The sequence below is a fragment of the Burkholderia pyrrocinia genome (assembly GCF_003330765.1).
GTDB lineage: Bacteria > Pseudomonadota > Gammaproteobacteria > Burkholderiales > Burkholderiaceae > Burkholderia > Burkholderia pyrrocinia_B.
Genome location: NZ_CP024902.1, coordinates 3,250,670 through 3,265,609 on the forward strand (window position 1 = coordinate 3,250,670; position 14,940 = coordinate 3,265,609).

At 66.6% G+C, this 14,940-nt stretch carries 17 protein-coding genes; 3 read left to right on the top strand and 14 right to left on the bottom strand.

All coding sequences use genetic code 11. The features are described from left to right. Positions 1-68: 68 nt before the first annotated feature. Complete coding sequence (locus CUJ89_RS15745) at positions 69-1,706, bottom strand: methyl-accepting chemotaxis protein (protein ID WP_114178130.1); 1,638 nt, start codon at positions 1,704-1,706, stop codon at positions 69-71. A gap of 236 nt (positions 1,707-1,942) precedes the next feature. On the opposite strand from CUJ89_RS15745, the gene CUJ89_RS15750 reads away from it, so the two are divergent. Continuing rightward, positions 1,943-2,233: a YciI family protein gene (locus tag CUJ89_RS15750; protein WP_114178131.1), complete on the top strand. Its 291-nt coding sequence runs from the start codon at positions 1,943-1,945 to the stop codon at positions 2,231-2,233. A gap of 138 nt (positions 2,234-2,371) precedes the next feature. On the opposite strand, the gene CUJ89_RS15755 is transcribed toward CUJ89_RS15750, so the two are convergent. The 5 genes from CUJ89_RS15755 to CUJ89_RS15775 are packed head-to-tail and all read right to left on the bottom strand — an operon-like array spanning position 2,372 to position 6,455. Beyond that, on the bottom strand, positions 2,372-2,989 hold the full coding sequence (locus tag CUJ89_RS15755; RefSeq protein ID WP_114178132.1) for an SCO family protein: 618 nt from the start codon (positions 2,987-2,989) through the stop codon (positions 2,372-2,374). Positions 2,990-3,007: 18 nt separating this feature from the next. Then, positions 3,008-3,910 carry a heme o synthase gene (gene cyoE, locus CUJ89_RS15760; RefSeq protein WP_114178133.1) on the bottom strand — a complete coding sequence of 301 codons (903 nt, stop codon included), beginning with the start codon at positions 3,908-3,910 and terminating at the stop codon, positions 3,008-3,010. Positions 3,911-3,918: 8 nt separating this feature from the next. Beyond that, entirely contained in the window at positions 3,919-5,031 is a 1,113-nt protein-coding gene (locus tag CUJ89_RS15765) for a COX15/CtaA family protein (protein ID WP_114178134.1), read from the bottom strand. Positions 5,032-5,057: 26 nt separating this feature from the next. Continuing rightward, complete coding sequence (locus CUJ89_RS15770; protein WP_114178135.1) at positions 5,058-5,684, bottom strand: SCO family protein; 627 nt, start codon at positions 5,682-5,684, stop codon at positions 5,058-5,060. A gap of 60 nt (positions 5,685-5,744) precedes the next feature. After that, positions 5,745-6,455: an SURF1 family protein gene (locus CUJ89_RS15775; protein WP_236654897.1), complete on the bottom strand. Its 711-nt coding sequence runs from the start codon at positions 6,453-6,455 to the stop codon at positions 5,745-5,747. Between the two features lie 84 nt (positions 6,456-6,539). Here CUJ89_RS15775 and CUJ89_RS15780 point away from each other — a divergent pair, with 84 nt between their 5' ends. Beyond that, the gene (locus tag CUJ89_RS15780) at positions 6,540-6,749 is read left to right on the top strand and encodes a twin transmembrane helix small protein (protein WP_011886099.1); all 210 of its coding nucleotides are present in this window, start codon (positions 6,540-6,542) and stop codon (positions 6,747-6,749) included. 184 nt (positions 6,750-6,933) lie between these two features. Here CUJ89_RS15780 and CUJ89_RS15785 read toward each other — a convergent pair whose 3' ends face one another. From CUJ89_RS15785 to CUJ89_RS15815, 8 genes are all read right to left on the bottom strand, one after another. Then, positions 6,934-7,791 (bottom strand): cytochrome c oxidase subunit 3, encoded by an 858-nt coding sequence (locus CUJ89_RS15785; protein ID WP_114178137.1) that lies wholly within the window; start codon positions 7,789-7,791, stop codon positions 6,934-6,936. A 138-nt stretch (positions 7,792-7,929) separates the two neighbouring features. After that, positions 7,930-8,127: a DUF2970 domain-containing protein gene (locus tag CUJ89_RS15790; RefSeq protein ID WP_114178138.1), complete on the bottom strand. Its 198-nt coding sequence runs from the start codon at positions 8,125-8,127 to the stop codon at positions 7,930-7,932. Positions 8,128-8,143: 16 nt separating this feature from the next. Beyond that, the gene (locus CUJ89_RS15795; RefSeq protein WP_114178139.1) at positions 8,144-8,752 is read right to left on the bottom strand and encodes a cytochrome c oxidase assembly protein; all 609 of its coding nucleotides are present in this window, start codon (positions 8,750-8,752) and stop codon (positions 8,144-8,146) included. A gap of 35 nt (positions 8,753-8,787) precedes the next feature. Next, positions 8,788-8,928, bottom strand: a complete 141-nt coding sequence (locus CUJ89_RS38280; RefSeq protein WP_043187223.1) for a cytochrome oxidase small assembly protein — start codon at positions 8,926-8,928, stop codon at positions 8,788-8,790. 69 nt (positions 8,929-8,997) lie between these two features. Beyond that, on the bottom strand, positions 8,998-10,605 hold the full coding sequence (ctaD, locus tag CUJ89_RS15800; protein WP_114178140.1) for a cytochrome c oxidase subunit I: 1,608 nt from the start codon (positions 10,603-10,605) through the stop codon (positions 8,998-9,000). 43 nt (positions 10,606-10,648) lie between these two features. Next, positions 10,649-12,256 (bottom strand): cytochrome c oxidase subunit II, encoded by a 1,608-nt coding sequence (coxB, locus tag CUJ89_RS15805; RefSeq protein ID WP_114178141.1) that lies wholly within the window; start codon positions 12,254-12,256, stop codon positions 10,649-10,651. A 57-nt stretch (positions 12,257-12,313) separates the two neighbouring features. Next, positions 12,314-12,838 carry a DUF2244 domain-containing protein gene (locus CUJ89_RS15810; RefSeq protein WP_114178142.1) on the bottom strand — a complete coding sequence of 175 codons (525 nt, stop codon included), beginning with the start codon at positions 12,836-12,838 and terminating at the stop codon, positions 12,314-12,316. A 195-nt stretch (positions 12,839-13,033) separates the two neighbouring features. Beyond that, positions 13,034-13,999, bottom strand: coding sequence for a methyltransferase domain-containing protein (locus tag CUJ89_RS15815; protein WP_114178143.1), 966 nt, complete (start codon positions 13,997-13,999; stop codon positions 13,034-13,036). Between the two features lie 83 nt (positions 14,000-14,082). Here CUJ89_RS15815 and CUJ89_RS15820 point away from each other — a divergent pair, with 83 nt between their 5' ends. Then, positions 14,083-14,886: a ComF family protein gene (locus CUJ89_RS15820; protein ID WP_114178637.1), complete on the top strand. Its 804-nt coding sequence runs from the start codon at positions 14,083-14,085 to the stop codon at positions 14,884-14,886. The last annotated feature ends 54 nt before the right edge of the window (positions 14,887-14,940 follow it).

Below are 14,940 nucleotides of genomic sequence, written 5' to 3' on the forward strand. Positions count from 1 at the left end.
TGCTGGCGGCGGATGCGAGGCTTGGCTGTTAGTTGCATTTGTGCGTGACGCGCATCAACCAGCCCGCGTCACGCGACCACTGCCCCGTCGGCCGCCTTCGTGCCGAACGCGGGTTCGACCGCCCGCTCGCCGGCCCGGCGCGGCGACAGGCCGCCGGCGTCGCCGACCCGGAACGCGCCAACCGTGTCGCGCAGCCGCGCGGCCTGTTCCTGCAGCGACGCGGCGGCCGCGGCGGCCTCCTCGACGAGCGCCGCGTTCTGCTGCGTCACCTGGTCCATCTGCGTGACCGCGCGCCCGACCTGCGTGATGCCGCTCGCCTGCTCCTCGGACGCGGCCGCGATCTCGCCCATGATGTCGGTCACGCGCGCGACGGCCTGCAGGATCTCGCCCATCGTCGTGCCGGCCTGGCCGACGAGCGTCGAACCGTTGCGCACACGTTCGCCCGAATCGACGATCAGCTCGCGGATCTCCTTCGCGGCCGTCGCGCTGCGCTGCGCGAGCGAGCGCACTTCGCCCGCGACCACCGCGAAACCGCGGCCCTGCTCGCCCGCGCGCGCGGCCTCGACCGCCGCGTTCAGCGCGAGAATGTTGGTCTGGAACGCGATGCCCTCGATTACGCCGATGATGTCGGCGATCTTGCGCGAGCTGTCGTCGATCTCGCCCATCGTGCCGATCACGCGGTTCACGACGTCGCTCCCCGTGCGCGCGATGTCCGACGCGTTGTTCGCCAGCCCGCTCGCCTGCCGCGCGTTGTCCGCGTTCTGTTTCACCGTCGCGGTCAGCTGCTCCATGCTCGCGGCCGTTTCTTCCAGCGACGCGGCCTGCTCCTCGGTACGCTGCGACAGGTCGTCGTTGCCGGCCGAGATTTCGCGGCTCGCCGACGCGATCGCTTCGGCCGACTGGCGAATCCCGCCGATCGTCGCCTGCAGCCGTGCCTGCATGTCGTGCATCGCGGCCATCATGCTCGTGCGGTCGCCCGCGCGCACGGGCACCGGCTGCGTCAGGTCGCCCTGCGCGATGCGCGTCGCGAGCGCGGCCGCTTCGTCGGGCTCGCCGCCGAGGCTGCCGCGCACGTTGCGGATGATCACCAGCATCGCCGCGCTGATCACGAAGCCGATCACGAACACGACCGCGAGGTGGCCGAGCAGCGTCCGGTAGTAGAGGGTGTCGATGTCCTTCAGGAAGACGCCGCTCGAGATGTTCCAGTCCCACGGCGCGAAGCGCGTGACGTAGCTGATCTTCGGCACGGCGGTCTCGCTGTGCGGCAGCCGCCCGCGATATTCGGCGAAGCCGCTGCCGGTCGCCTTCGCGGCGTTCAGGATCGTGACGAACAGCGGCTTGCCGTCCGGATCGAGATAGTCGCCGACCTGCGTGCCGACCAGCTTCGGCAGCGTCGGATGCATCAGCACGACCGGCTGCGAGTCCATCACGAACACGTAGCCCGAATCGCCGTAGCGCATCGCGGCCAGGCTCGCGAGCGCGTCGCGCTTCGCGTCGGCCTCGGGCAGCGTGCCGCTCTGCGCAAGCGCGTGATACGCATTCACCACGCCGGCCGCCGAGTCGACGAGATTCGCGATGCCGGCCTTGCGTTCGGCGAGCATCGTCGCGCGCGTCTCGTAGGCGCTCCATGCGCCGACGCCCAGGAGACCGATCCATACCAGCGCAAGCGCGAGCCACAGCTTGCGGTTCAAACTCATTCTGCTCATCTGCGTGCCTTGTTGTCGATGTCGATGCGCACGAACGGCCCGTCGCGCGCAAACGGTTGCCCTTCTATTTACGGCAACGAGGCTTACAACTTGAATACGGGCCGGCGCGATGAACACGCGGCCGACCCACTGCCCTCGCCCCGCAACGCGACCGCCGGCGCGACAGCCCGCATTCGCTGTGCTAAAAAGACCGGCTGGCCGGCGCGCGAAGCGCCGGCGCCATTCCAGGGCCATCCATGTACGTCATCGACATCCACTACACCGCGTCGCTCGAGCGCATCGACGACGCGCTCGAACGCCACCGTGCGTATCTGCAGCCGCTGCTCGACAAGGGCATCTTCATCGCGGCGGGACCGAAGGTGCCGCGCGAAGGCGGCGTGATCCTCGCCGCGCGCATCGATCGCGACGAACTGGACACGATCCTGAAGACCGACCCGTTCGTGACCGAAGGGCTCGCCACGTATCGCGTGACGGAATTCCGGATCACGCGCGCCGCATCGGGCTTCAACGTGCCCGCGCTGCCGTAACGCGACACCTGCGCGACGCGCGCGCAGGCCGACGTGCCGCCCGACGGGCGGCGCATGCAAACAACGAGGGGAGAGAATGCGCAACGGCGCGTGGCGGCCGTCACGCGATCGCCGGGCCGTGCGCCCGGCGGATGCCGTTCAGTCGACCAGCAGCTTCAGGTCGTGGACCCACGGGCCGGGGCCCTGGCCGTCGCGCACGAACAGGCGCAGCTTGCCGTCGCGGTCGAACACGTAGCTCGCGGCGGTGTGATCCATCGTGTAGCTGCCGGGCGTCTTGCCGGGCACCTTCGCGTAGTAGACGCGGAAATCCTTCGTGACCTTCTTCAGCGCCGCTTCGTCGGCCGGCCGCAGGCCGATGAACGACGGATCGAACGCGGGCACGTACTGGCCGAGCAGCGCAGGCGTGTCGCGCTCCGGATCGACGGTGACGAACAGCACCTGCACGCGCTTCGCGGCATCGGGCCCGAGTTGCTTCAGCGCCTCGGACAGCTCGGCCATCGTCGTCGGGCACACGTCCGGACAGTGCGTATAGCCGAAGAACATCACGACGGCCCGGCCCTTGAAATCGGCGAGCGTGCGCACCTTGCCGGCCGTATCGGGCAGCGAGAAGTCGTTGCCGAACTGCGTGTTGCCGGTGATGTCGAGATTCTGGAATTTCGGCGCGTTGTCGCATCCGGCGAGCAGCAGCGCTGCCGTGAATGCGCATGCGAGCATCCAGCCTTGGCGCGCGCGGCGCCCGAACCGTGAATGGAGCATTGCGTTCAAACCGTGCGGTTACACGCCGAGCAGCGGGCGTGCATAGTGATCGACGAGCAGCGCGGCGAACAGCAGCGACAGATAGACGATCGAGTAGCGGAAGGCCTTGCGGGCGAGTGCGTCCGAATAGTCGCGGTAGATCTTCCACGCATACGCGAGGAACACCGCGCCGAGCAGCACCGCGCTCGTGAGGTAGACAACCCCGCTCATCCCGGAGATGAACGGCATCAGCGTGACCGCGAACAGGATCACCGTGTACAGCAGGATGTGCAGCCGCGTGAACTTCTCGCCGTGCGTGACGGGCAGCATCGGCAGCCCCGCGCTCTCGTAATCCTTGCGGCGATAGAGCGCGAGCACCCAGAAATGCGGCGGCGTCCACACGAAGATGATCAGCACGAGGATCCACGCGTCGCCGGGCACCGCGCCGGTGACCGCGGCCCACCCGAGCGCCGGCGGCATCGCGCCCGACGCGCCGCCGATCACGATGTTCTGCGGCGTCATCGGCTTGAGCAGCAGCGTGTAGATCACCGCGTAGCCGACGAACGTCGCGATCGTCAGCCACATCGTCAGCGGGTTCGTGAACGTATAGAGCGTCCACGCGCCGGCGCTGCCGAGCACGGCCGAGAACAGCAGGATCTGCGGCGACGTGATCTCGCCGCGCGCGGACGGGCGCCATGCGGTACGGCGCATCATCGCGTCGATCTTCTGTTCGACGAGGCAGTTGATCGCGAACGCGGCGCCGGCCAGCAGCCAGATGCCGACCGTGCCGCCGATCAGCACATGCCACGGCACCATGCCCGGCGTCGCGAGGAACATGCCGATCACCGCGCAGAACACCGCGAGCTGCGTGACACGCGGCTTCGTCAGCGCCATGTATTGGGAAAAGCGGCTACCGAGCGATTGGGAGAGGGTGCTTTGCATGGGGGCGGTCACGCCGGGGCAGCGTCGCGCGCAGGCAGCGCGACACGGCCAGGGCGGCTTGAAAGGATGCGAAAGTTTAACATGACGACGAGCAGCAGCAGGATCGCAGCCCCCCCGTTGTGCGCGACGGCGACCGGCAGCGGCCACTGCAGCACGATGTTGGTCAGGCCCGTCACGAACTGCAGCAGCACGACCAGCAGCACGCCGTTGGCGGGCCGCCGCAGCGATTCGAAGCGGCGCATCTTCAGCGCGAACGCGACCAGGTACGCGACCACGACGAACGCGAACGTACGATGCGTCCAGTGGATCGCGACCAGCGCGTCCTGCGTGATCGCGTCGCCGTCCTTCGTCATCCCGAGCGCGCGCCACAGGTGGAAGCCGTGCTGGAAGTCCATCGGCGGGATCCACTGGCCGTTGCAGGTCGGGAAGTCGGTGCACGCGAGCACCGCGTAGTTGGTGCTCACCCAGCCGCCGAGCGCGATCTGCACGACCAGCAGCACGAGCGCCGCGAGCGCGGCCGCACGGTAGCGGCCGGCCTCGGGATCATGCGACGGCAGCGGCGTCTGCCGCGCCGCGAGCCAGCCGAGCGTGCCGAGCAGCGTGAGGCCGAGCAGAAGGTGGATCGTGACGATCACGGGCTGCAGTTTCATCGTGACCGTCCACGCGCCGAATGCACCCTGCACGAGGATCAGCAGCAGCAGGCTCGTCGGCCACCACGGCGACACGTGCAGCGGGCGGCGGCGCAGCCGCGCGGACCACGCGATCACGACCTGCGCGATGATCAGCACGCCGATCGCCATCGCGAAATAGCGGTGGATCATCTCGATCCACGCCTTCGACATGCTGACGGGGCCCGTCGGCATCGCCTGGTGCGCGGCCGTGATCGCGGCGTGCGCGATGAACGGCGACGACGTGCCGTAGCAGCCGGGCCAGTCGGGGCAGCCGAGCCCCGAATCGGTCAGCCGCGTGAAGCCGCCGAACATCACGAGATCGAGCGTGAGGAACGTGGTGATCCACACGAGCTGGCGGAACTTGTTGTCGTCGGCCTTCACCCACACGTACGACAGCGGCAGCAGCGCGATGCAGAAGCCGATCAGGCCGAGTTGCAGTAGATACGACATCGGAATGTGTGCCTCGTTGTCTCGCCTTAGCCGATGCTCGACCACTTCAGCAGCTTCGTCACGTCTGCCTTGATCTTGCTGGGATTCGGATCTTTCGGGAAACGCATCATCAGGTTGCCGTTCGGGTCGACCATGTAGATGTGGTCGGTATCCCGCGTGCCGGCGTCGGCCGGCAGCCATGCGGCAACCGCAGCCGGATCGGCGACGAGCCGGCGCGTGTCCGGGTAGGCCTCGAGCACCTTCTGCGGCGTCGCGCCCGCATCGCTGCGCAGCCACACCATCGTGATCCGGTGCCGTTCGCCCGCCTGCGTGACGCGGATCTGGCGCATGAAATAGAGCTTCTGCGCGCAGGCTTCGTCGCACGCGCTGCTGTCGGTCATCACGAACAGCCACACACCGCGCAGCGACGACAGCGGCACGGTCTTGCCGGTTTCGTCGGTGACCTGCAGATCCGCCGGGATCGCCCGCTGCGGCTCGATCAGCGTGCCGTAGTTCGTCGAACCGCCCTTCGGCTTGATCACGTAATAGGTGAAGTACGACGCGAGCATCGGCGCGGCGCACACGAGCCCCAGCAGCACGAGCATCCAGCGGCCGCGCTTGCGGGCCGCCGGCGAAACCGGCTTGGCGGCCGGACCCTGACGGGAAGATTGCATGGACAAATCAGACCTCTCGAAACGAACCCGCGGCGCTTGTGCCGCGTCCTGGCATGGCGCTCACGCGCCGGCCGACTTCTTCGCCGCACGCCGCGCGGCGTACAGGCCGAAACCGAGCGCGGCCGCCGCCATGGCCCACCACTGAAACATGTAACCGTAATTGCGCTCGACGCCGGTCGTCGCCGCCGGCCAGTCGCGCACGAGCTTGTCGCCGTCGTCGCTCGTCTGCTGGATCACGAACGGCTGCAGCGGCAGCCCCGTTTCCTTCGCATACGCGGCGACGTCCAGGTTCTGCCGGATCTTCTGGTGCGCCGCCGAACCGCCTTCGCCGAGTTCGAACGCGCGCGACGCGTCGGCGCGCGCAATGCCCACGATCTCGACGTCGCCCGCGGGCGTCGCGAACGACTCGATCGCCGTGCGATCGGCGATGTTGCGCGGCAGCCAGCCACGGTTGACGAGCACGACGCCGCCGCCCGTGAGTTTAAACGGCATCACGACGTAAAAACCCGGCTGGTCGTTATACGGCCGATTGTCGAGGAACACCGCTTGCTCGGGCGTGAAGCGGCCCGTCGCACGCACGCGATGAAATTCGATCGACGCCAGCGGAATCGGCTGCGCGCCGACGTCGACGGGCGCCGCATGCTCGTAGCGCACGATGCTCGCCTGCAGCGCTTCCTTCTGGTGCGCGCGGTCGCGCTGCCAGAAACCGAGACGGATCGTGGCGGCGACGACGACGAGGATCAGCAGCGCAGGCAGCCAGCGAATCTTCATCGTGCGGCCCGCCCGGTACATTCGCGAAAGCGAAGTGCGATAATTATCCCCTTCCTTTCGAATTGCCGTCGTCCGGTTCGTGTCATGCACATACTCGTTCCCATCGCCTTCGTCCTCATCATTGCCAGCATGGGCTCGGCGCTCTACTTCATGATGCACGACCGTGGCCACACGAAACGCATGGCCTGGTCGCTCGCCACCCGCGTCGGGCTGTCGGTCTCGCTGTTCCTGTTCATCCTGTTCGCCAACTGGATGGGCTGGATCCATTCGACCGGCCTGCCGATCGGGCGTTGATGCATGTACCGCTGCGGGCACCACGACCCGCTGTGACATTTCGCCGCACGGCATCGCCACCAAGCAAAAGCGCCGCCTGACTGAGTCGCGGCGGCGCCAGGGTGGTGCGGGCCGACAGCCAGCCGCTGCCAGGTCAACACCAATGAAAACGGCCCGCGCATTGCCGCGCGGGCCGTTTTTCCATTTACAGCCAGTAGACGACGACGTACAGGCCGAGCCAGACGACGTCGACGAAGTGCCAGTACCACGCGGCGCCTTCGAATGCGAAGTGGTGATCGGGCGTGAAGTGGCCGCGGATCATCCGCACCAGCACCACCGCGAGCATCGTGCCGCCGAGGAACACGTGGAAGCCGTGGAAGCCCGTCAGCAGGAAGAACGTCGAACCGTACACGCCCGAGTTCAGCGTCAGGTTCAGTTCGTTGTATGCGTGGTAGTACTCGAAGCCCTGCAGGAACAGGAAGCAGATACCGAACGCGAGCGTCGCGGCCATCCATGCGATTGCTTTCCTGCGATGATCGTCGCGCAGTGCGTGGTGCGAGATCGTCAGCGTCACGCCCGACGACAGCAGGAATGCCGTGTTCAGCGTCGGGATCGGCCACGGGCCCATCGTCTTGAAGTGACCGGCGAGCGCGGCGGGGCCTTCGTTCGGCCACACGGCGGAGAAATCCGGCCAGATCAGCTTGTAGTCAAGGCTGCCGAGCTGGTGCAGCGCGATTTCACGCGCATAGAACAGCGCGCCGAAGAACGCACCGAAGAACATGACTTCCGAGAAGATGAACCAGCTCATGCTCCAGCGGTACGACTTGTCGACGTTCTTGCCGTATTGACCACCTTCCGATTCGGCGATCGCGTCGCCGAACCAGTGATACAGCGTGAAGAGCAACCACAGCAGGCCGAGCAGCGACGTAAACGGCGCCCAGTCGTGACCGTTGATCCACAGCGCCGCCGATCCGAGCATGACCAACAGGCCGATGGCCGCGCTGATCGGATGGTGCGACGGATGCGGCACGAAATAGTACGGGGTCTGGTTTTGACCGCTCATGCTTGATTCTCCACTTCAGTCCAATTTGTGTACCGGAAACCGCTCCGGCTTTATTTCTTGCGCGGCGCAACCACCGCCGCTCTTTCCTGCACGCAGCGCCGTGGCGCCGCGCACTGCATTCTTTCGTGCCCGCGGGCTTCAGCCCACGACGGCACGCACGATCAGGATCAGCACGCCGATGAACACGCCGGCCGCGATCAACGCGACGATCAGCACGTGCAGCGGATTCAACTGCGTCGCGTCGGCCTCCAGGTCGCGCCGCTTGCGCACCCCGAAGAACGACCACAACACGGCTCTCACTGCCTGGCCGAAACCGCCGCGCTTGCCCTCCGTCATCGCCCCGCCTCCGTCGTCATGCACCCGGCGTCGCCGCGCCCTGCGCCGCGGTACTACGCTGCGCCGGCGCCGGCGCGGCCGGCGTATTCAGCTCGAAGAACGTGTACGACAGCGTGATCGTCTTCACGTCCTTCGGCAGTTTCGGATCGATCACGAACACCACCGGCATCTTGCGCGACTCGTTCGCGGCCAGCGTCTGCTGCGTGAAGCAAAAGCACTCGATCTTCTTGAAGAACTCCGTCGCCTGCTTCGGCGCGTAGCTCGGAATCGCCTGCGCAACGACCGGCCTGCCCTGCCCGTTCGTCACGTCGTACACGATCGTCGTCAGTTCGCCCGGATGCACGTCGAGACTGTTGTGCTCCGGCTTGAAACCGAGCGGGCCGCGCGCGTTCGCATCGAACTCGACCGACACCGTGCGGCTGGTGTCGACCTGCGAGTTCTTCACCTCGCGCTCGCTGACATCGCGCTGCACCAGGTTGTTGATGCCGGTGATCTGGCAGATCGCCCGATACATCGGGATCAGCGCGAAGCCGAAACCGAACATCAGCCCTGCCACGACGAAGAGCTTCACCAGCATCGAACGATTGAACGCGCGATCGACGGCGCCCTCTTCCGGCTTCGACATACGACAACTTCCTCGCTACTGCGTCAGTTACTGCATCAGTGGGTGGACAACCACCACTGCTTGATCACGACACCCATAAAAAAAACGGCGGCGATGACGAGCAGGATAAGGCCGAGCCGCTTGTTGCCCGCGCGAATCTGCTCGGGCGTTCGTCTTTCTTGTGGATTCCGGTTCATCTGAAACTTCGGTTCGGCGCCCGCCGCGCCTGCCTGCGCGGCAGGCAGCGGCGGAGCGCACTGTGAAACTTACTCGACGTGCGGCGGTTGCTCGAACGTGTGGAAGGGAGCCGGGCTCGGCACCGTCCACTCGAGGCCCGTCGCGCCATCCCACGGCTTGTCCGACGCCTTTTCCAGCTCGCCGCCGCCACGGTAGGCCGGCAGCGCGACCGCGAACAGGAAGTACACCTGCGCGAGGCCGAAGCCGAATGCGCCGATCGTCGCAACCTGGTTGAAGTCCGTGAACTGCGCCGGGTAGTCCGCGTAGCGGCGCGGCATGCCCGCGAGACCGACGAAGTGCATCGGGAAGAACGTCAGGTTGAAGAAGATCATCGACGCCCAGAAGTGGATCTTGCCGCGCGTCTCGTTGTACATCCAGCCCGTCCACTTCGGCGCCCAGTAGTACCAGCCCGAGAACAGCGCGAACAACGAGCCTGCCACCAGCACGTAGTGGAAGTGCGCCACCACGAAGTAGGTGCCGTGATACTGGATGTCGAGCGGCGCCATCGCAAGCATCAGGCCCGTCAGGCCGCCGAACGTGAACACGAACAGGAAGCCGATCGCGAACAGCATCGGGGTTTCGAACGTCATCGAGCCGCGCCACATCGTCGCGAGCCAGTTGAACACCTTCACGCCCGTCGGCACGGCGATCAGCATCGTCGCGTACATGAAGAACAGCTGGCCGGTGACCGGCATGCCCGTGGCGAACATGTGGTGCGCCCAGACCATGAACGACAGGATCGCGATCGAAGCCGTCGCGTACACCATCGAGCTATAGCCGAACAGCGTCTTGCGTGCGAACGCCGGGATCACCTGCGACACGATCCCGAACGCCGGCAGAATCATGATGTACACCTCGGGGTGGCCGAAGAACCAGAAGATGTGCTGGTACATCACCGGGTCGCCGCCGCCTGCCGCGTTGAAGAACGACGTGCCGAAGTGGCGGTCGAACAGCACCATCGTGATCGCACCTGCCAGAACCGGCATCACGGCGATCAGCAGGTAGGCCGTGATCAGCCACGTCCATGCGAACATCGGCATCTTCATCAGCGTCATGCCCGGCGCGCGCATGTTCAGGATCGTCACGACGATGTTGATCCCGCCCATGATCGACGACGCGCCCATCAAGTGGACCGCGAAGATCGCGAAGTCCATGCCCGGGCCCATCTGCGTCGACAGCGGCGCATACAGCGTCCAGCCGGCGGCCGTCGCGCCGCCCGGCGCGAAGAACGAGCCGACCAGCAGCACGGCCGCGACCGGCAGCAGCCAGAAGCTGAAGTTGTTCATCCGCGCGAACGCCATGTCGGACGCGCCGATCTGCAGCGGAATCATCCAGTTCGCGAAGCCGACGAACGCCGGCATGATCGCGCCGAACACCATGATCAGGCCGTGCATCGTCGTGAGTTCGTTGAAGAACTCCGGACGCATGATCTGCAGGCCCGGCTCGAACAGTTCGGCACGGATGCCGAGCGCCATCACGCCGCCCGACAGGAACATGATGAACGAGAACAGCAGGTACAGCGTACCGATGTCCTTGTGGTTGGTGGCCAACAGCCAGCGCCGCCAGCCGTGCGGTGTTGCGTGCGCGTGGTCGTCGTGCGCGTGGTCCGCGGCTACGTCGTGCCCGATGCTAGACATGAGAATCTCCTAATGCGAATACGTCGACTAACTCAGCGACACGTCAAGCCGCCGGGCCGATCTCGACACGCCGCGCTTCCTTCGCGTCAGCGCCGCCCGAGATCGTTTCCGGTTTTTTGAGAATAATGTGGTCTTCCGCCACGCCTGCTGCCTTCAGCGCGTCGCGCACGGCTTGCGCACGATGCTTGGCCAGTTCGGCGTTCGTGCCGGCCGAGCCCGTCTTGTCGGTGAAGCCCGACAGCGCGAGCTTCGCGTCCGGATGCGCCTTCGCATAGTCGGCCGCGGCGGCGATCGCCGCTTTCGCGTCGGCCGGCAGTTCGCTCTTGCCCGTCTCGAAGTAGATCGTCGACAGTGCGGCCGTGGCCGATGCCGATGCCGACGCTGCCGCCGGCTGCTCGGCTGCGCCCGACGCGGCTTGCGCCGGCGCCGAAGCCGCTTCAGCCGGCGCCGCTGCGCCTGCCGTGTCTTCCGGCATCTTGCCGTTGCGCGCGTCAGCCACTTGCTTCGGCTGCAGCAGGTCGTTCTTGTGGTTGCCCCACGAATTGCGCTCGTACGTGATGACCGAGGCGATGTCGAGGTCCGACAGCGATGCCCACGACGGCATCGCGCCCTTGCCGTGCAGCACGCGCTCGACGTGACCGGCGATCGGGCCGTTCACGATCGGGCTGCCGTCCATCGCCGGGAAGGCGCCGAGGCCCTTGCCGCTCACCTGGTGGCAGGCCGCGCAGTTCGTCTTGTAGACTTCCTCGCCGTGCGCGACGAGTTCGGCCATCGTATAGACCTTGTTCGGATCGACCGACGCGCTGGCCAGCTTGGCCTTCTGCGCGGTCACCCACTTCGCGTAGTCGTCTTCCGACAGGACTTCGACCACGACCGGCATGTACGCGTGTTCCTTGCCGCACAGCTCGGTACAGAAACCGCGGAAGGTACCGACCTTGTCGGCCTTGAACCACGTGTCGCGCACGAAGCCGGGAATCGCATCCTGCTTCACGCCGAACGCGGGCACGTACCACGAGTGGACGACGTCGTTCGCGGTCGTGATGATGCGGATCTTCTTGTTGACCGGCACGACGAGCGGGTTGTCGACTTCCTGCAGATAGGTGTCGGTGATCGGCTTCTTGCCCATCACTTCGTCACGCGGGGTCGCGAGCGTCGACAGGAAGCCGATGCCCTCGCCCGGACCCTTCACGTAGTCGTAGCCCCACTTCCACTGGTAGCCGGTGACCTTGATCGTGAGATCGGCGTTCGTCGTGTCCTTCATCGCGACGACGGCCTTCGTCGCCGGCAGCGCCATCAGCACGACGATGACGAACGGCACGATCGTCCAGATGATCTCGACGGTCGTGCTTTCATGGAAATTGGCGGCCTTGTGGCCTTTGGATTTGCGATGCGCGAAGATCGAATAGAACATCACGCCGAACACGGCGACGAAGATCACCGTACACAGGATCAGCATCATCGTGTGGAGATCGTAGAGCTCCTCGGCGATCTTCGTGACAGGCGGCTGAAAGTTGATCTCGTTGACACGGGGGCCGCCCGGGCTATCACCGACCGCCAGGGCGGCACCGGCAAAGAGCAATCCGCTGCATGCCAGCACGCCCGTGAGGGCTCGCTTGATTGTTTTCATAGCATCCTTACCCAAAATTTCCATTCAAACCCTCCCCCGTCGCAAGCCGCCGGCCTGTTCCCGGCCGGTGCCCGCGCCTCGTCAGCCGCAGCGCCTGAGCGACACGCGCAGTTCGTCGGCGAACTGCGCACGCTTGTACTGCGCGAGATGCTGCCCGATTACGACGGTCTGCCCGCGCGATACCAGTCGAATCGGATCGCGTGGCGTCGCACCCGGCTCGACCCGCACCCAGCGCGGGTTGAATTCGATCAGCGTGAGCCGCTCCGCATCCATCCGCTCGATCACGAGCCGGTGCGGAAACAGCCTGATGCGCTCGTAATCGACCGCATGGCGGGCATAGATCGCAAACGCGACACCCACCGCCAGCAACTCGATTCCGGTGAAGGGCATGACGAGCCAAGCCCCCCGCCACATCAACAACGCCGCGATCACCAGCGAGAAGCCCGCGAGCGACGCGTAAAACAGCACGAACTGGCGTGGCGACGCCGAACAGTTGCGTTTCATGAGCCAGTCTTCGAGGACCGGTTCGCCGCTCGTCGTCTCTGCCGAAACCCTCGCTGCTTCCATCGCCGCCTCACGCGAATGGCATGCGATGCATGCCTGCATCGGACTCGTCGCCCCGTATTGCGGGGACCCCAGGGCGACAAGCTGACGCATTATAGGCGGGTTCAATGGCATCCACAAGCAAGCGCCTATCGCCCCGCAAGCCAAGTGCGACAAGCTTTCCGGCCATTTTTGGCGCCAATTCGACCCCGCTTTGCGCCGCTAATTCCAGACATAACAAAACCCCTCTTTACCGCTTTACCGATTCTTCGGACGTCCCTTTCCGATGTCCTCGATGCGCACGATCCCGTGCCCCTCGGCGGTCGTGCGCGGCACGGCCTTCCACGCGTGGCCGTAAATCACCTCGAAGGTCAGCGGAATCGTGCCGTCCGCGCGCCGGCGCGCTTCCAGCGCGTCGCCGAGCGCCGCGCGAAAGCGCCGCGTCTCGCGCTGCGGCGCCGCGCGCTCGAACGGATAGGCGCCCCAGCGGCGCACGTCGGCCAGCAGTGAGTCGGAGGATTTGTACGTGACGGTCAGCACTTCCTGGTCCATCACGGGAATCTCGAAGCCGCTCTCGACGAGCATGTCGCCGAGGTCGTGCATGTCGACGAAATCGATCACTCGCGCGGCGGGCGGCGCGATGCCGAGCGCCGCTTCGGCGTCCGCGCAGGCCGCGCGCAGTTCGCGCAGCGTGTCGGGACCGAGCGTGCTGAACATCAGCAGCCCGTTTACGCGCAGCACGCGCTGCCATTCGGGCAGCACCGCATCGGGGCGCGAATGCCAGTGAAGGGCGAGATTCGACCAGATCAGGTCGAACGCGCCGCCCGGGAACGGCAGCGCGGCGAAGTCGGCCTGCGCGACGCGCGGGCCGCGCGGGCCGAGCGCCCGGCCGAGCGAAGCCGGCAGCCAGCGGCGCCAGCTCGTCTGCTCGACCTCGCGCTGACCGGCCCGCGCGAGCATCGCGCCGGACAGGTCGACGCCGAAGACGGGCGCTTCCGGAAAGCGCGCGCGCAGCGCCGGCAGGTCGTCGCCCGGGCCGCAGCCCGCATCGAGCACGGCCGCGGGGCTCACCTTGATGTATTCGAGGCGCTCGTTCATTCGCTGCGCGATCTCGCGCGGCAGGAATGCGACCGCGTCGAACGTGGCAGCACGGCGGTCGAAGATCCGCCGCAGGCGCCTGGCGTCATTGGCCGGACGGCTGGTTGAAGTCGAAGCTGGGGACATGTCGGGCACACTGGCGAAGAGCCCGAAGTATACTCGCTCGCCCCGCAGGCTTCATCGAGACGGGGCCGCCAGGAGTGTTCGCGATGACCCACCGTTCCGCTCCGCGCACGATGCGCGTCGTTTTGTCGCAGGTTCGCGCGCTGGCAGCGCGCGTCGCCGCGGTCACGCTGCCGAATCGCTGCGCACTGTGCGGCAATTTGTCACATGCCGTGATTTGCGGCGCTTGCGACGCCGCGTACTGGAATGAGGCGCGGCTGCGCTGCGACGTCTGCGCGCTGCCGCTGGGCGTCGGGCAACCGCATTCGCGCCCGCCCCGTGGCGGGCACACCGGCACCGGCCGCGCGGCCGCGTATCGGTGCGACGCATGCCGCACCGAGCCGCCGCCGTTCGATGCGACGCTCGCGCTCGCGGATTACCGCGCGCCGCTCGACGGGCTCGCGCGCGGCCTGAAGTTTCATGCGCGGCTCGCGCTCGGCGCCGAATTCGCAGCCCGGCTCGCCCGGCTGGTCGACGATACGCGCGGCGCAAGCGGCTTCGACCTGGTCGCACCGGTGCCGCTGTCGCACCGGCGGCTCGTCGCGCGCGGCTACAACCAGGCGTGGGCGATCGCGCGTCCGCTCGCGCACCGGCTCGGCGTGCACTCGGATGCGGCGCTGCTCGCGCGCGTCGCCGACACCGCGCCGCAGTCGCGGCTCGACCGGCAAGCACGGCGCGACAACGTGATGGCGGCGTTCGCGGTGGCAGGCGGCGTCGCCGGCCGCCACGTCGCGCTCGTCGACGACGTGATGACGTCCGGCGCGACGCTCGCGGCGGCCGCGCACGCGCTGAAAGCGGCGGGCGCCGCACGCGTGACGAATCTGGTTGCGCTGCGCACTGCCAGGGATTAATTAGATAGAGAGGCCGGCCGCCCGAACGCGGCCGTCACGAACCGGCCGGCCGGG